This window comes from Selenomonas ruminantium subsp. ruminantium ATCC 12561, from assembly GCF_000424065.1.
Classification (GTDB): Bacteria; Bacillota; Negativicutes; order Selenomonadales; family Selenomonadaceae; genus Selenomonas_A; species Selenomonas_A ruminantium.
In genome coordinates, this window is the sequence record NZ_AUJE01000002.1 from 23,802 (window position 1) to 40,806 (window position 17,005).

The following is a 17,005-nucleotide window of genomic DNA, read 5'->3' on the forward strand; positions in this document are numbered from 1 at the left end:
GCGTTCGTTATGCGGGAAAAAGTAGAGCAGTTTTGTCGGCAACATAAGCTATTGCCGGATGGCAGCAGAATCCTGGTGGCCTGTTCCGGTGGTGCAGATTCTTTGGCCCTGCTGGATATTCTTAAGCAATTGGCTCCCAGTCATCAGTGGCAGATTTTTGCCGCTCACTATGAACATGGTATTCGGGGCGAAGAATCTTTGGCCGATGCGGCTTTTGTGGCAGATTTTTGCCAGCAGCATCAGATTCCCTGCTTTGTTGAACATGGGCAGGTGCCGCAAGCAGCAAAGGAAAATGGTCAAACTTTGGAACAGGCTGCCCGAAGCCTGCGCTATGCTTTTTTGCAGCGGATTTGCCGGGAGCAGAAACTGGATTTTATTGCTGTTGCCCATCATGCCGATGATCAGGCTGAAACGGTGCTGATGCGCATTTTGCGGGGGACAGGAATCAAAGGAATCTCGGCAATGCGTCCTGCAAGTGGGAAAAACGCTTGTTTGGTGCGTCCGCTTCTGGGACAGAATAAGGCTGATATTTTGGAGTATTGTCATCAACAGGGGCTGGCCTTTCGTGAAGATGCCACCAATTTTGCAGCAGATTGTACGCGCAATCGTTTGCGGTTGGAGTTGCTGCCGCAGCTTAGAAAGGCATATAATCCGGAAATCAGTCGTGTGCTTTGTCAGCTGGCAGAAGTGGCTGCTGAGGAAGAGGATTTTTTGCAGGCGGAAGTTGACCGCTGCTGGTCAGCTGGTGATTATGTACAGCAGGACGGTCGTGCTTTGGTGCAGCAAACTGCAGCAACCTTACATCCGGCTTTGCAGCGTGGTCTGATTCGCAGGCTATGGGAAAATACCACAGGTTCTGCACTCGACCTTACTTATCAGCAGACGGAGTCAATTCGTCGTTTGCTTTTGCAGGGGACAACGAGCAGCCAGCAGGAACTTTCACATGGCTATACGGCTCATTTGGCCTATGGGTATCTGACCATTGACCAAGCGTTATCCGGCGAGCCAATGGAAAAACAAGAGTCTTTGCCGGAAACGGTGCTGGACATTTCCCGGACAACAGATTGGGGCAGATATCAGTTGGTGGCAGAATGGCGGGACAGCATTAGCCTGCATACACTGCCCCATGAATTATATTTGTATCCGCAGAATTTTTCGGGAGAATTGGTTTTGCGTACGCGCAGGCCGGGAGATTTTATCCAGCTGCCGGCAGGCCGTAAGACCTTGAAAAAATTAATGATTGACGATAAGATCCCGCAGGCAGAGAGAGAGAGAGTCCCCCTTCTGGCGATGGGCAGTGAAATCATTTGGATGATTGGCCGCAGGCGCAGTGCAAGATGTTTGCCGGACGTTTGCGATTATCATAAAATTTTGTATCTCAGGTTTGAGGAGAGAGGAATTTAAGTATGTTACATGAAGATATCGAAAAAGTAGTTTTTTCGGAAGAACAGATTCAGCAGCGCATCAAAGAGATGGCAAAAGAGATTACGGATGACTATAAGGACGTAAAGGAAGATATCTATTGCGTGGCCATTTTAAAGGGCGCGGTGATGTTCTATACGGATTTGCTGCGTCATTTGGAACTGCCTGTCCGCTTTGACTTTATGATTGCTTCCAGCTATGGCAATGGGACATCCACGACGGGGTCCGTAAAGATTCTTAAAGATTTGGATTACGATATTGAAGGAAAACACCTCATCGTTATCGAAGATATAATCGATTCGGGTACTACGATGAATTATCTGAATAAGTACTTCAAGGAACGCAAGCCGAAATCCGTAAAACTCTGTTCGCTGCTGTCCAAGCCGTCCCGTCGGTTGGTGGAAGTTCCCATCGATTACTGCGGCTTTGAAGTCCCGGATGAATTCCTGGTGGGCTATGGCCTTGATTATGCAGAAGTTTACCGTAACCTGCCGTATATCGGTGTGTTAAAGCCCGAGATTTACACAGAACAATAAAAATCCTGAGAGGCATTGACTTCTCGGAAGGAGGGCAATGGATTGAATAAGTTTCTACGCAATGTAGGGTTCTATTTGTTGATTATTCTGGTAGCCATTTCCATTATTGACTACTTTTCGACAAGGAACACAACAAAGCAGGAAGTGGGTTATACCAATTTCCTGCAGCAGGTGGATGAAGGAAAGGTAACCAAGGTTGTCCTCATCCAGAATACCATTCGTGGTACGCTGTCTGATGGTACGGAGTTTACGACGATTACTCCGGATGCGCCGAACAGCGACCCCAAGCTCTTTGAAAAGCTTTCTGCCAAAGGGGTAGAAATCAATGCGGAAAATCCGCCGGAACCACCTTGGTGGTCCACGATGTTCTCGTCCCTGTTGCCGATACTCCTGCTTGTCGGTGTATGGTTCTTCATCATGCAGCAGACGCAGGGCGGTGGCGGCCGGGTGATGTCCTTTGGCAAGAGCCGTGCCCGCATGAGCGGTTCGGATAAGATTAAGGTCAACTTCAAAGACGTGGCCGGGGCTGATGAAGCCAAGCAGGAACTTGAAGAAGTGGTTGAGTTCCTCAAGCATCCCAAGAAGTACAACGACTTGGGGGCCCGCATTCCGAAGGGCGTATTGCTCTTTGGCCCTCCGGGTACTGGTAAGACCCTCTTGGCCCGTGCCGTTGCCGGTGAAGCTGGTGTGCCGTTCTTCTCCATTTCCGGTTCGGATTTCGTGGAGATGTTCGTCGGTGTCGGTGCTTCCCGTGTGCGTGACCTCTTTGATCAGGCCAAGAAGAATGCGCCTTGTATTGTCTTCATCGACGAAATTGATGCCGTAGGCCGTCAGCGTGGCGCTGGTGTCGGCGGTGGTCACGATGAACGCGAGCAGACGCTGAACCAGTTGCTTGTTGAGATGGATGGTTTTGCCGCTAATGAAGGCATCATCATCGCAGCAACCAACCGTCCGGATATCCTCGACCCCGCACTTCTGCGTCCGGGCCGCTTCGACCGTCAGATTGTGGTGGACAAACCCGATGTGCGCGGGAGACTAGCAATCCTTAAAGTACATACTTCCGGCAAGCCGGTGGATGAAGGCGCAGACCTCGACATCCTGGCACGCCGTACCCCGGGCTTTACCGGTGCTGACCTCAGCAACCTCGTGAACGAAGCAGCCCTCTTGGCTGCCCGCCGGGATAAGAAGAAGATTTACATGCAGGAACTGGAAGAAGCCATTGAGCGCGTTATGGCCGGCCCTGAGCGCAAGTCTCACATCATGAACGATGAGGAAAAACGCCTGACGGCTTACCATGAGGGGGGGCATACCCTCGTGGGCATGATGCTCAAACATGCTGACCCTGTGCATAAGGTTACGATTATTCCGCGCGGCCGTGCCGGCGGTTACACGCTGATGTTGCCGAAGGAAGACCGCAACTACGCCACCAAGTCGGAACTGCTCGATAAACTCAAGGTTGCTATGGGCGGCCGGGTAGCGGAAGAAATCGTGCTCAAGGAAATCAGCACGGGCGCTTCGCAGGATATCCAGCAGGCAACGCGTATGGTGCGCGGCATGGTCATGCAGTACGGCATGAGCGATGTGCTCGGTCCTGTGGCGTATGGTGAAAGCCAGAACCATCAGGTATTCTTAGGCCGCGACTTCCATCAGGAACGCAACTACTCCGAAGAAGTAGCCAGCGAAATCGATAAGGAAGTCCGCAAGTACCTCGAAGATGCCTATGAGGCCTGCCGTAAGATCATTACGGAGAACCGCGATAAGCTGGAACTTATTGCTCAGGCACTTATGGAACGTGAAACCCTCACAGCCAAGCAGCTTGAAGAACTGCTCGAAACGGGTAAGATTTCCGAGGAAGAAACCAAGGAACCGCCGAAGGATGATAACGATGGTCCCAAAGACGGTGACCCCGCTTTGATTCCGCCGACGACATTGGTACAGCAGGCACAGAACGAAGCCCTTGATGCGGAAGCAGAAAAGGAAAAAGAACCCGTGTCCGTTGGTGAAATCAAAGAACCCAAATTTAATGTAACGCATTACGATAAGTAAATACATGAAAGAACCCCTGCAGGACGGAAAAGCCTGCAGGGGTTCTTTATAATGATTAATCTCTTTTTTTGGCCAGCCAGCGGGAGGCCTGTTCCTGCTTTCGGATAAGGACTCTGTCTTTGTAGATATCCTCAATTACCAGCTTGCAGATGGCGATGAAGGGAACGGCCAAAAACATGCCGGCACCACCAAGCAGCTCTCCCCCCAGCACAATGCCGAGGATTATGGCTATAGGATGCAGATTTAGTGACTTGCCAATCAAGGTCGGATAAATAAAATTGTGATTAATCTGGGTCAGAAGCAGATAAAAACCTGCTGTCTGCAGAGCGGTGACGGGGTTGACGGTAGCCGTCAGCAGCGTACCGAAAGCAGAGGCCACCGTAGGCCCCAGTACCGGGATAAATTCACAGATGCCGGATACTACGGCGAAGACCGATGCATAGGGCAAATTGCGAATGGTAAAGTACAAAAAGACGATTACAGCCGTGATGCAGCAGATAACCAGCTGGCTGCAGATATAGACGCGCAGAGCGCTCAGAATCCGGTCGAAAAGCTGCATGACCCGCCGATAATCCCGAGTGGGAAAGAGACCTGCCAAATAACTTTGTATCTGTTCACCGTCTTTCAGGAGATAGAAGGTGACAAAGAAGATGATTACGAGGTCAATGACCTTGCTGAAGAGTGATAAAAGTAAAGTAAGCGAGGATTTCAAGGCGGTCATGCTGGCGTTTTTCATTTCCGCCCAGATATCATCAAGCTCACTTTGCAGGAAATCCGATTCCCGCAGCCAGGGCAGATTTTGAACCTCTTCGGTTATTTGTGGAAAATCTGTGACAAACCGGCTGAAGGTAGGGATAAAGCTTTTGGATACCAGCATTAAGAGCAGCAGGGCAAGGCTGATAAAACAAAGTAGTACCAGCCCTGCCGCTAAAGACCGGGGCATTTTTGCCGACAGCTTTTCCGTCACAGGAAGAAGCAGCAGCTGCAACAAAAGAGAAATAAAGATGATAAACGCCAGCTGGGGCATATACCAGAAGGTGGATAACAGGATAATAAAGGTGAGTGCCAAAAGGATTGAGGTACGATATTTTTTGATGGACATAGAAACTCCTGCTTATTTGATTTTGTTCAGGCGGTCAGCCAATGTGCCAGCGCTTTCGTCGCCTGTTGTGCAGGTGATAATGGGCTGCTGGCCAAGCATGACGGTATTGCCGTTGGTATAGGCGTTTTGGTTATTGTGTCCATTGTGGTAAGCTGCAGCCAGATTGCCCATGACGAAGTAGGCCCGCTCCTTGGCACTCATGCCACCGGCAGCAGCAGGGGTGCAGAATACCTTGGTATTGACTTTGATAACCCCATCGTTGTTGGTAACATGCCCGTTGCTGTATTGGTTGAGTTTTTTAGCGTAGGCATCCCGGCGGTCATCATTGGCCGGATGGTCAGAGAGAAACTGCTCGAAAGAAGACGGCTGGCTCTTGGACATATCCATGACCCGTTGCCAGACTGCAGCACAGGCGCCAGGATTGTAGCCGGCACGGCTGATGTAGTCAAAGGCTAAAGCATCGGCTTCCCGCTCCATCGGTTTGGTAATATGGCGGTTGTTTATCACCGTGGCCATGATTACCCCAACCTGAGAACCGGTGGCCGCGCCTAAAATCTGCATGTTCAGGGAGCGACGGGCACCTTTAGCTGGATGATCTTTTTGTCCATGCCCCATCTCATGTGCCAGTACCACGGCGATTTCGTCTTCATTTTTCAGTACTTTGTATAAGCCTGTGTTAACACTTAGATTATGACCTAAAGTACAGAAAGCATTGAAACTTTTCTCGTTGTTGATAAAATAGTTGTACGGTTTTTGGTAAACCGAGGAATCAACGGCTCCGATTCCACGAGTAAGATTGGTCATGATGCGGGTTAATTGCTGATTAAGGTAGGCATCGCCATTAACTCCGTATTTTTTTTTCATTTGAGCAAATAATTCCTGACGGCCCGGCTCCGTATTATTGTATTTGTTGATGGTACTGTTCAGCTGGCTATGGGCAGCTGCACCGGAGATGACAGCGCCAAGAATGCTGGCTGTACTAGCTTCGGCTGACGGGAGAGCAGTTGGCGCATAACTGATAGGTAAGGAAAGGCAGAGTGCGGTAAGGCCGGTAAGTATTTTTTTCTGTAAGTTTTTCTTATTCATCATCCACAACCTCCTAATACACATATCTTATCTGTATTTATTATAGCGAAAAAAGACAAGATTGTGTTAATTTTCCTTAATTTTTAATGCGATTCTAACGATAATATAAATGGAGCGCTGGTATAGTCAAGGAAAGACGGCTGCCGAAGCGCTACCTTTAGCGATGGAAAGGCAGGAAAGCATGATGCAGGAAAAAATTTGGCGCACTTGCCGGTTGATGAAAAATGGTCTGGCGCATAAAGTGCAATATAATCAGGCAACAATCGATAATTTGTTCTTTCCCTTTCTGCGGCATATGAGTAAGATGCAGCAGAAGATGGGACGGCGTATGGTGGTGTTCTTAGCTGCGCCTCCGGGCGCAGGTAAGTCTATGCTGGCCTATTTTTTGGAAAGGCTGTCCAACACCGATGAAAATCTTGTACCAGTACAGGCTTTGGGGATAGAAGGCTTTTATTATCCGCAGGCTTACCTCAATACGCATGATATTGAACAGGAGGGCAGCAGGATATCGCTCAAGAACATCAAAGGGAGCCCGGAAACCTTTGCGGTGGATAAGCTTATTGGCAAGCTTACAGACCTGCGTACGAACGATGTGCGCTGGCCGATTTATGATCATACCACACATGATGTAGTGGAGGAGATTGTGACTGTACGCAGATCCATCGTCATTGTAGAGGGTACCTGGCTGCTTTTAGGGGAAAAACGTTGGCAGAATGTCCGTTCTCTGGCAGATTACAGTATATTTGTCAATGTAGAACCGACTGTGTTAAAAGAATGGTTCATTCGCAGGAAAATAGCCGGAGGCAGTACAATCGAGACGGCTGTACAACTTTATCAGCAAAAAGAACGCCAAAAAGTGGAACGTTGCCTGAGAAAATCCTGGCCGGCCGATGAAACATGGCAGCTCCTGTCTGATGGCGACTATCAACTAAAAGGCAGGATTATGCCGACGAGAATGGTGGACCGAAATGCTCTTTGGAAAAAACCGGATATACAGCTTAATAATACTTTGCTGGGAGGCCTGAACAACCGCAATGCCGGTCAAGGCATACAAATGCCCCTTTATGATGAAGGTTATGCCCACGGCATGGAAGAAGCCCGCAAGGTTATCCTAAAGAAACTTTACGAAAGCGGCACGATGAGCAGCAAGGCGCTACTGGATACCTTCCAGGTCACCGCAGAGGAACTCAGGGACATCATCAAATGATGGTGTAATAGAAGTGTAATGTCAGCAAAACTTGCAACTGTGAGCAGAGGCGAGTTTTGATTATAAGAAAAATAAGACAATAGCGAAATAGTAAAGCCCGGTGGCCGGGGATGCCTTTCCGTAACGTTTGACAAGCCTGTCTAAGTGAAGGAAAGGTATCCCCGGCCACCGGGCGCCTTAATACCACGATGTAAACTATAAGCAGTAAGCCGCAGTTATTTAACTTTACTGGAGAACAGATACACAAGCACCGTCAGTACAATGCCCCCAATACCCCACTCCACACCTTTTTCCACAAAGGCGTAGCCTGTAGCGGCAAGGCAGAAAAGCACGGCCCAGAAGGTCTGCTTGGCGTTTTCCTTGCGGAAGGCGAAGGTGTTGTAGTCCACGCCGGTAAGCTTTTGGAAGCATTCGGGGCAGATAATTCGCTTCCCGCCGTCCTCCGTTTTATTGACAAGTGCCTCATTTTCCGGCAAATCGCGCTGGCACTCCGAGCATTTCAACATATTCATTACCCCCAAAAAATAGCCAAAATAAATACCTTATTCATTTTACTTCATTTAGGGTGTTTTGGCTAGGATTTCTTGACACTCATGGGGAAAAACATTAAAATAGTAGGGTATAGTTGTAGAACTATCCATAAAAACAAATAATGCATGAACGCAAATAAGAAACAAGGGGGTGAGTATTATCGTTATCGAAATAGTAGTAGCGGTAATAATCGCAGCAGTCATCGGTGCCGGGGCAGGTTATACGGCGCGTAAGCGAACCGCCGAAGCCCAGATTGGCTCCGCTGAAGAAGAAGCAAAACGCATTGTAGCGGACGCGGAAGAAAAAGGCGAGACGAAGAAGAAGGAAGCCCTGCTCGAAGCGAAGGAAGAAATCCATCGCCAGCGTCAGGAACTGGATCGTGAGACGAAAGAACGTCGCAGCGAACTTCAGCGTCAGGAACGCCGCGTAGTACAAAAAGAAGAAAATCTTGACCGCAAGCTGGATTCTCTGGAGAAGAAAGAGGACAGCCTTAACCGTAAGGAAGCCCGTATCGACAAGACCCAGCAGGCGATTGATGAGATGCACGAAAAGCAGAAGACGGAACTGGAACGCATTTCCAGCCTCACTGCGGAAGAAGCAAGGGTAATGCTCATGGCCGAAGCCGAAGAAGAACTGAAGCACGAAAAGGCCATGAAAATCAAGGAGTATGAGCAGCAGATTAAGGATGAATCGGACAAGAAGGCCCGCGATATCCTGAGTCAGGCCATTCAGCGCTGCGCTGCTGACCATGTGGCAGAAACCACGGTTTCCGTGGTGGCTCTGCCCAACGATGAGATGAAAGGCCGTATCATCGGCCGTGAGGGCCGCAATATCCGTACGCTCGAAACGCTGACGGGCATTGACCTCATCATCGACGATACGCCGGAAGCCGTTATCCTTTCGGGCTTTGACCCGGTACGCCGGGAAACGGCCCGCATTGCACTCGAAAAACTCATTCAGGATGGCCGCATCCATCCTGCCCGCATCGAAGAAATGGTGGAAAAAGCCAAGCGGGAAGTGGATATGCGCATCAAGGAAGCCGGTGAACAGGCAACCTTCGATACCGGTGTGCACGGCATTCATCCGGAGCTCATCAAGCTCTTGGGTCGTCTGCGCTACCGCACGAGTTATGGTCAGAATGTGCTGAATCATTCCATCGAGGTTTCGCATTTGGCTGGCGTCATGGCCTCTGAACTCGGCTGTGATGTAACGCTGGCTAAGCGCGGCGGTCTCCTCCACGACATCGGCAAGTCTATTGACCATGAAGTGGAAGGCAGCCATACGACCATCGGTGCTGACATTGCCCGTAAGTTCCGGGAATCCAAGGATGTCATCAACTGCATTGCCGCTCACCATGGCGATGTGGAAGCAGCCAGCGTTGAAGCGGTGCTCGTTGCTGCTGCTGATGCTGTATCGGCAGCTCGCCCAGGTGCTCGCCGGGAAAGCTTGGAATCCTATCTCAAGCGCCTCAAGAGCCTTGAGGAAATCGCTGAGTCCTACGAAGGTGTGGAACGTTGCTTTGCCATTCAGGCAGGCCGTGAAATCCGTGTCATGGTTAAGCCGGACAAGGTGGACGATGCTGAGGCTGTGGCTTTGGCACATAATATTGTCAAGAAAATCGAAGACGAGCTCGAATATCCTGGTCAGATCAAGGCCACGATTATCCGTGAGACCCGTGTTGTCGATTATGCTAAATAACGCATATAGCGCAATATGTCAGGAGGGTGCAGGGTGTAAGCCTTGCGCCCTCTTAGTACATGAGAGGAATAGATGATGTTTGGATTTAACCTTAGTGAAAAAAATCCCGGCAGCCGCAAAGAAATGAGTACCGGCGTGCAGCTCTTGGCATCTATGCTGGTCTGCTATCCGGAACTCTATTCTGTGACTTACGAGCCGCGGGATACGGAGATAACGCTGGATTTTGTGGTCAAGGGCAAGATGCCCAAGGCAGAGATGGAAGAATTTGCCACGCTGCTCGACAAGAGCTTGCAGACCTATCATGACCTGCATGGTGAAGACCCTGTATGGCTGGCGGTGGATGCCGATGTGAACGGCGAGCTTATGACGGTGCATGTGCGCCGGCAGCTTTCGACCATGCTGCGGGGAGAACTGGATTTGCTGGTGGAGTTGTTTGGTGACAAATTTGGCGATGCACTGCAGATGGATTCCCATACGTTGACGACATTAGAGCCGGAGTTTTCCAATATGCAGAGCAATCTTTTGGACCAGATGTTTGATCTGGCCCAAAGCAGCCGCATCAAGGAACGGATGATTGGTATGCGGGATAAGGATAAAGTCGTGGTATACAACCGCTGAGAGGAGTAATTTATGCGCATAATGCTGACGGGAGACGTAGTAGGCAAACCGGGCCGCAAGGCGTTTCAGAAATACACTGCCCAATTAAAGGCAGAAAAAAATATTGATATGGTTATCGTCAACGGCGAAAACTCTGCCGGGGGCAAGGGCTACACCCGGAAATCTTTGGATGGGCTCTATCATGGCGGTGCTGACGTCATCACCTCCGGTAACCATGTCTGGGATAAAAAAGATGTCTTTGAATTCATCGACCAGGAACCCTTTTTAATTCGTCCGGCCAACTATCCGGATGGAGCGCCGGGCAAGGGCTATTGCATTTATCCCTTCAAGGCCAAAAATATCGGCGTGGTGAATCTTTCGGGCAGGGCACTGATGCCTGCCCTGGATTGTCCGTTCCAAAAAATCGAGGAAATCCTGCGGGATCTCAAAAAAGAATGCGATATTATCCTGCTCGACTTCCATGCCGAAACCACTTCGGAGAAAATGGCGATGGGCTGGTATCTTGATGGCCGCGTAAATGCTGTGGTGGGTACGCATACCCATATTCAGACATCCGATGAACGCATTTTGCCGCAGGGCACCGCCTATATCACGGATTTGGGCATGGTCGGCCCCTGGAATTCGGTACTAGGGGTTAAGACGGAGATTATCCTGCAGAAATTTACGACTGCTATGCCCTGCCGTTTTGATTTGGAAGAAAGCGGACCAATGGTATATTCTGCCCTGATTGTGGATATTGATGATAGTACCAATCGCACAACAGGTGTAGAACGTATTTTAATAAAAGAATAATTACGGATAAAGATTTTTTCAGCAAGCAGGATTTTGAGGTTCTATGCAGAATACTACCTTAGTATCAGTTAGTTCATGTTATAGAAAAAACGTAGAACATTGTTGCAGTTTTGTTGTAAGAGAGGACGTGTGCTAATCATGGAAATCTTAAAAGTATCTGCGAAATCGAACCCGAATTCAGTAGCGGGGGCTCTGGCTGGTGTACTCAGGGAGCATTCCAGTGCGGAAATGCAGGCAATCGGTGCTGGTGCACTCAATCAGGCGGTAAAGGCGGTAGCCATTGCCCGCGGCTTTGTAGCACCGCATGGTATTGACCTTATCTGCATTCCAGCATTTACCGATATCAATATTGAAGGTGAGGAACGCACAGCCATTAAGCTTATTGTTGAGCCGCGCTGATTCGGTTACAGGAGTGACATAAATGGCAAGTGATTTGCATATGCACACAACCTTCTCTGATGGAAAATTAACACCGGAGGAGCTTGTGGCAGCGGCAAAAGCTGCCGGTCTCAAATATATAGCCATCACCGACCATGATACGATTGACGGTGTGAGCTATCTTTATGAGAACGGAATGTATCCCACCAAGGGGATTCATGTGATTCCCGGCATTGAGTTCAGTGCGCATCATCCGGTGCATGAGATACATATTTTGGGATTTAATGTGGATATCTATTATCCCGATTTGCTGGATAAACTGAATGATGTAACAGAGGCACGCTGGACACGTTTCAGCGATATGGTGGCAAAACTTCAGGAATCAGGTTATCCGATAACTGAAGGTGAAGTGCTGACTTTAGCCGGAGCCAGCAAATCCATCAGCCGTTCCCATATTGCCCGGATTTTGGTAAAGAAAGGGTGCTTTTCTTCGGTAAGGGAGGCGTTCTCTGCCGTTTTGGAAAAAGGTAAGCCCGCTTATGTTCCGCATTATCATTTGGAAGTGGAAGAAATCATCGAACTGATTAAAGCAGCAGGCGGCACGCCTGTACTGGCGCATCCCAAGCTGGTGGACGATGATGATTTGGTGCGCGATATCTGTCAGCGGGGCATTGAGGGGATAGAGGTATTCTATCCGCGCCATGATGCGGCTGATACAGAACGTTATTATAAGATGGCGCAGGAGTTTAATCTGCTGCCGGCCGGAGGGTCAGACTTCCATGGTTATCCTACCCGGCAGCCTTCGGAAGTAGGTATTTTTACCATTGAAGACAAATGGGCAGAGGCGTTTTATCGTCCTTTGGGAAAGTTTAATAGCTAGTCAGGAGAGCTGTGTATGGATGTGATCGCTTTGGTCGGGCCCAGCGGTACCGGCAAAAGTCACCACGCGCTGATTGTGGCGCATAAACATAAGGCTGACGCCATTATCGATGATGGTATCCTGATTAAGGATGGCAGGATAGTGGGTGGCCATTCAGCAAAAAAAGAACCGAGCAAAATCATGGCTGTACGGCGGGCGATTTTTGTCCTGCCGGGACATGCCGAGGAAGTGCAGGCGGCTATCAAAGAGGCCAAACCACACCGAATCCTGATTTTGGGGACTTCGGAGAATATGGTCTTTAAGATTGCGAAAGCCCTGCATTTGCCGCATATTGCCAAGATTATTCATATTGAGGACGTGGCAACCAAACAGGAAATGGAGAAAGCACAGTATCATCGGCTCAAAGAGGGCAAGCATATCATTCCTGTGCCCACCATTGAACTGAAACCTCATTTTTCCGGTTTTTTGGTAGACCCGTTGCAGACCCTTTTTAAGCGGTCATCGACCCAAAGGCGCCGCCTGGGGGAGAAGTCCATCGTTCGGCCGGTATTCAGTTATTATGGAAAACTGATTATTGATGATTCAGCCATTAAGTCTATTGTGCAGGCTGCTTTAAAAAAAATCGAAGCCATCACCAAGGTCGATGGCCTGCAGGTAAAGCATATGATGCAGGGCTCTGAAGATCAAGGCTTGAAGATTGTCTGCGGTGTAGTACTTACCTATGGAAATCATATTCCCACGCTGCTGGCGCAGGCACAGAAAGAAGTGCGGGACGCGGTGGAGTTTATGACGGGAATGATTGTGCATGAGGTCAATATTCAGGTAAAAACTTTATACGTTAGGGCATAAGTGGGTTTGGTTGACATCGTGGTGTAAAGACGCCCGGTGGCTGATGATTGCTTTCCTTCGCTTAGACAAGCTTGTCAAACGCTGCGGAAAGTAATCATCAGCCACCGGGCTTTTTCTTGTGTTATTGTGATTTTTCTGGTCTGGCATGACGATAGATGCCTTCCCTGCTGAGGGCTGCGATTCTTGGTTTTGCTCTATTAAGGAAGTTAGCGCAGGGAATTGATGGTTACCAATATCAAGGCCAGCCCTTGCCCTGCTAAGGATCCCCAGGCGGGGAGGAAGGGGAAGCCAAAGGTGTAGAAGGCACCTGCAGCAGGCGGGAGAATCAGGAGGAAGGTGATGAGGGAAATCAGTTTGTTCGTTTGGATGCGACTGAGTGTTTGCTTGCCGATTTCCTGCAGGGCAGCAAAGTCCCAAAGTAGGCCACTGTGCAGGTAAATGGCATGGGAGTTATGAGGCTCTGCAGGGGAGTCTGCAATATCCATCTCGTTGGTGACGGGCATAGTCTTGGGAGCGGGAGCTAGTTCGATAAGTGCATCGACCGCTTTGGCGATTTCCGGATTGGTCTGTCCGCGTCCCACAAAGGCAACACCGGTACCACGCGCCTTTAAAAGCTGAATTTCCCGAAGTTTTCCCTCTACGGTCAGCTGGCCGTGGGCAGCATCGATATCTGCTTTTTTGCCGATGGTTTCGGCTGTACGCTTATTTTCCCGCGTAAGCATCACGGTATGGATATGTTGTCGCTTTAATTTGCGGATTGCTTTTAAGGTATCCTCGGAAAGGGCATCGTCGATGGTGATGATGCCCCGGCAGTATTTACCATTAGCGACAAAGACTGTACTGTGCCCTTTTTGGGCCAGTTGGTCATTTTTGGTGATGAGTTCGGCGCTGATGTCAATGCCTTCCCGTTTTAGCCAGGGAAGGGTTCCTACTCGTATGGAATTGCGTCCGACGATGGCTTCCACGCCGCAGCCGGGGATTTCGGTGAAGGTATTGGCTTCTAAAATTTGCAAGCCACGCTGACTGGCTGTTTCATAGATAGCCCGGCCCAATGGATGAGTCGCTTGCTTCTCTGCAGAGGCAGCGAGACTCAAAAGCGCATTTTGACTGATGCCTGCCGGATAGAGATTGGATACATAGGGATGACCTTCCGTAATAACACCATGGCGGGCCAGGATTAAGGTGTCAATGTTGCCAATTTCCGCCAGCTGGCTGTCACTGGCCAGTGTGATATCGTTTTTTTTCGCCTGTCGTGCCCCACGGGTGTAAGGAAGAAGTTTTCCCAGCATATAGGGCAAGGGTAAGCCGGCGATGAATACCGCTGCGGCAGCGTTTATCACGGTGATATCATCGAGGCCGGCACTGTGCCAGTAATAACCGATTCCACTTGCCAAAAGTACAGAGAGAATGGATAGATAAAGACTTGTACGATTTTTTTTCATAAGCATCTCCTCGTTTCTTTACAACATATTCGGCAAGAGAAAATGTTTTTCCTTCATTTCCTGTATACATTTCTATATAGAGGAAATTTATAGCGAATTTATTTACAACTTAACAATAGTCGATTATAATAACGTTGTTCTAATGTTTTTTGAGGGAAGTGAATGTATGAATTTTGCAACATTAATGGCGGACATTAATAATTTTGTCTGGGGCCCTGTGATGCTGGCCTTGTTGGTAGGTACTGGTGTGTTTTTGACCGTGCGCCTGCACTTTTTGCCCTGGCGCAATCTTATTTATGCGATTCGCATGATTTTCCGTCATCGCGATGAACATGAAGGTGATATTTCGCCTTTCCAATCACTGATGACTGCGCTTTCTGCTACGGTGGGGACAGGCAATATTGTCGGCGTGGCTACGGCCATGGTGCTGGGTGGACCTGGTGCTTTGGTCTGGATGTGGATCAGTGCGGCCTTTGGCCTTTCTACGAAATATGCTGAGTCCGTACTGGCGGTAAAATACCGTGAGACCAATGCCGTTGGCGAAATGTCCGGCGGCCCCATGTATGCCATGCGCTATGGCATTAAAAATAAGCTTGCCGGACGTACGCTGGCGTTTCTCTTTGCCTTGTTTGTCGTGCTGGCTTCCTTCGGTATCGGCAATATGACACAAGCCAATTCCATTGCCATGGCCCTGACGCATAGTTATGGCGTGCCCAGCTATGTAACGGGCGCTGTGATTACGGTGCTGGCCTTGTCGGTCCTGATTCGTGGCATCCGTAGTATCGGCAAGGTGTCGAGTGTAGTCGTGCCGGGCATGGCAGCGTTTTACTTTGTGACGGCTGCGATTGTAATCATTGCCAATATTGAAGCTGTACCTGCTGGTGTGGCCGAGATGTTCCGCATGGCGTTTTCCTTTGATTCTGTGGCTGGCGGTGTGGGCGGTTCCATCGTGGCATCCATGCTCACGGCCATGCGCTGGGGCGTAGCCCGCGGTGTGTTCTCCAATGAAGCCGGCTTGGGCTCTGCACCGATTGCGGCAGCAGCTGCTCAGACCGACCATGCGTCTCGTCAAGGCTATGTGAATATGACGGGGACCTTCTTTGACACCATGATTGTCTGCATGCTGACTGGTTTGGTTATATCTTCCTCCGGCATGCTGGGCGTGGTTAATCCTGAAACGGGCGAACTGTTTTCTGGTGCAGAACTCACCATTGCGGCCTTCAGTACCGTATTTGGCGATTACGGCAAGTTGATTATCTCCATTTCGCTAAGCCTGTTTGCTTTCTCGACCATCTTAGGCTGGGAATACTATGGTGAAAAGGCCTTGGAATACCTGATTAAGAAACGTCCGGTCATCATGGGCTATCGCATTCTCTTTAGTCTCGTAACCTTTGTTGGTGCTACCACAGCTCTGGAAGTCGTCTGGAACTTCTCCGATACCATGAACGGTCTGATGGCAATTCCTAACCTGATCTGTCTCTTGTGGCTCAATAAGGATATTGCCGATGAATGCTTTGCCTTCCAGCGTGAAGTGGTCGTTAAGGAAAAACGGGGCGAAGTTGTGGATATGACCGACGAATAAGCATTTTTTACAGCGTGGTGCTAAGATGCCCGCCCCGCTGATAATACTTTCCTTCGCTTAGACAAGCTTGTCAAACGCTGCGGAAAGTATCATCAGCGGGGCGGGCTGGGCTATAGCAGCAATATACTAGCGGTAACAGTAATCGCAATATTAATTCCTCGATACTAACTTAAAAGGGCCGGGACAACTATTTCTGAAGCGTTTGACAAGCCTGTCTAAGCGGAAGAAATAGTTGTCCCGGCCCTTTTATCTCGATGTAAACCTAATCCCATGGTGCATACTATCTTACGATATCGTTTTTATTGAGGTCGAACTCCAAATGGCTGGCGGTGTGATTTTTGCCCTTTTGTATCCAGAGCACATGCCCATCAAAGACGACGATGTGGGTCTTCCAATTGTAGCGCATATTGTCCGCGTGGATAACCAGGCCGGGACGTTCTACACCGCAGCGCGTGCCAAAGAACCAGGCTGTGTTTTCCGTTATTTCGGCATACAGGGCATCGCCGGTAAAATGAAGCTCACCTTCGGTGATGAGCGCGTGACCGTCAGCCCAAACTTGTAGCGTACTGGCATTTATCTTGGCCGTGTCTGCTGTGATGGTGAAATCCTGACATTGAATGCAGACATTGCCGGTCAGCGTATAGAGTCCGGTCTCTTCACTATAATCGCTGTGGTCGGCGCTGACCACAGGTTTATATTTGCTTTTTGCCATATCGGCATTAATGGTGTTCCCGCTGCCAAGGCTGCCAGCCATGCAGAGGGTGAACATGCTGGTTAGTATTCCCAGCATGAGCAAGGATATGCGTATATAATTCATATAATCCACTCCTTGTCTG

Annotated in this window: 16 protein-coding genes; 11 read left to right on the forward strand and 5 right to left on the reverse strand. The window is 49.4% G+C overall.

Annotation, left to right across the window (positions count from 1 at the left end; all coding sequences use genetic code 11):
• The first annotated feature begins 9 nt into the window (after positions 1-9).
• Genes tilS through ftsH form a run of 3 tightly spaced genes read left to right on the forward strand, consistent with a single transcriptional unit; the run spans position 10 to position 4,004 of the window.
• Positions 10-1,404: a tRNA lysidine(34) synthetase TilS gene (tilS, locus tag G598_RS0100930; protein ID WP_026765350.1), complete on the forward strand. Its 1,395-nt coding sequence runs from the start codon at positions 10-12 to the stop codon at positions 1,402-1,404.
• A 2-nt stretch (positions 1,405-1,406) separates the two neighbouring features.
• Positions 1,407-1,958, forward strand: a complete 552-nt coding sequence (gene hpt / locus G598_RS0100935) for a hypoxanthine phosphoribosyltransferase (protein WP_026765351.1) — start codon at positions 1,407-1,409, stop codon at positions 1,956-1,958.
• 42 nt (positions 1,959-2,000) lie between these two features.
• Positions 2,001-4,004 (forward strand): ATP-dependent zinc metalloprotease FtsH, encoded by a 2,004-nt coding sequence (gene ftsH, locus G598_RS0100940; RefSeq protein ID WP_026765352.1) that lies wholly within the window; start codon positions 2,001-2,003, stop codon positions 4,002-4,004.
• A gap of 55 nt (positions 4,005-4,059) precedes the next feature.
• Here the strand turns inward: ftsH and G598_RS0100945 are convergent, their stop codons facing one another.
• The gene (locus G598_RS0100945) at positions 4,060-5,106 is read right to left on the reverse strand and encodes an AI-2E family transporter (RefSeq protein ID WP_026765353.1); all 1,047 of its coding nucleotides are present in this window, start codon (positions 5,104-5,106) and stop codon (positions 4,060-4,062) included.
• 12 nt (positions 5,107-5,118) lie between these two features.
• A complete protein-coding gene (locus G598_RS0100950; RefSeq protein WP_026765354.1) occupies positions 5,119-6,192 on the reverse strand; it encodes a M48 family metallopeptidase in 1,074 nt (357 codons plus the stop codon).
• Positions 6,193-6,301: 109 nt separating this feature from the next.
• Between G598_RS0100950 and G598_RS16595 the strand changes: the two genes are divergently transcribed.
• Positions 6,302-7,399 carry a nucleoside/nucleotide kinase family protein gene (locus G598_RS16595; RefSeq protein ID WP_080656900.1) on the forward strand — a complete coding sequence of 366 codons (1,098 nt, stop codon included), beginning with the start codon at positions 6,302-6,304 and terminating at the stop codon, positions 7,397-7,399.
• 215 nt (positions 7,400-7,614) lie between these two features.
• On the opposite strand, the gene G598_RS0100960 is transcribed toward G598_RS16595, so the two are convergent.
• Positions 7,615-7,905, reverse strand: coding sequence for a hypothetical protein (locus tag G598_RS0100960; RefSeq protein WP_026765355.1), 291 nt, complete (start codon positions 7,903-7,905; stop codon positions 7,615-7,617).
• 175 nt (positions 7,906-8,080) lie between these two features.
• On the opposite strand from G598_RS0100960, the gene rny reads away from it, so the two are divergent.
• The 6 genes from rny to G598_RS0100990 all read left to right on the forward strand — a co-directional run bounded on the left by rny (position 8,081) and on the right by G598_RS0100990 (position 13,145).
• Complete coding sequence (gene rny / locus G598_RS0100965; protein ID WP_026765356.1) at positions 8,081-9,628, forward strand: ribonuclease Y; 1,548 nt, start codon at positions 8,081-8,083, stop codon at positions 9,626-9,628.
• Between the two features lie 72 nt (positions 9,629-9,700).
• On the forward strand, positions 9,701-10,246 hold the full coding sequence (locus tag G598_RS16600; RefSeq protein WP_157833235.1) for a hypothetical protein: 546 nt from the start codon (positions 9,701-9,703) through the stop codon (positions 10,244-10,246).
• Positions 10,247-10,258: 12 nt separating this feature from the next.
• Positions 10,259-11,038 carry a TIGR00282 family metallophosphoesterase gene (locus G598_RS0100975; protein ID WP_026765357.1) on the forward strand — a complete coding sequence of 260 codons (780 nt, stop codon included), beginning with the start codon at positions 10,259-10,261 and terminating at the stop codon, positions 11,036-11,038.
• 138 nt (positions 11,039-11,176) lie between these two features.
• Positions 11,177-11,437: a stage V sporulation protein S gene (locus tag G598_RS0100980; protein WP_014423788.1), complete on the forward strand. Its 261-nt coding sequence runs from the start codon at positions 11,177-11,179 to the stop codon at positions 11,435-11,437.
• 22 nt (positions 11,438-11,459) lie between these two features.
• Positions 11,460-12,296, forward strand: a complete 837-nt coding sequence (locus tag G598_RS0100985) for a PHP domain-containing protein (RefSeq protein WP_026765358.1) — start codon at positions 11,460-11,462, stop codon at positions 12,294-12,296.
• Positions 12,297-12,311: 15 nt separating this feature from the next.
• Positions 12,312-13,145: an Asp23/Gls24 family envelope stress response protein gene (locus tag G598_RS0100990; RefSeq protein ID WP_026765359.1), complete on the forward strand. Its 834-nt coding sequence runs from the start codon at positions 12,312-12,314 to the stop codon at positions 13,143-13,145.
• Positions 13,146-13,351: 206 nt separating this feature from the next.
• Here G598_RS0100990 and G598_RS0100995 read toward each other — a convergent pair whose 3' ends face one another.
• A complete protein-coding gene (locus G598_RS0100995) occupies positions 13,352-14,587 on the reverse strand; it encodes an HAD family hydrolase (RefSeq protein WP_026765360.1) in 1,236 nt (411 codons plus the stop codon).
• 166 nt (positions 14,588-14,753) lie between these two features.
• Here G598_RS0100995 and G598_RS0101000 point away from each other — a divergent pair, with 166 nt between their 5' ends.
• Positions 14,754-16,169: an alanine/glycine:cation symporter family protein gene (locus tag G598_RS0101000; RefSeq protein ID WP_026765361.1), complete on the forward strand. Its 1,416-nt coding sequence runs from the start codon at positions 14,754-14,756 to the stop codon at positions 16,167-16,169.
• Between the two features lie 280 nt (positions 16,170-16,449).
• On the opposite strand, the gene G598_RS0101005 is transcribed toward G598_RS0101000, so the two are convergent.
• On the reverse strand, positions 16,450-16,986 hold the full coding sequence (locus G598_RS0101005) for an LptA/OstA family protein (RefSeq protein WP_026765362.1): 537 nt from the start codon (positions 16,984-16,986) through the stop codon (positions 16,450-16,452).
• Positions 16,987-17,005: the final 19 nt, after the last annotated feature.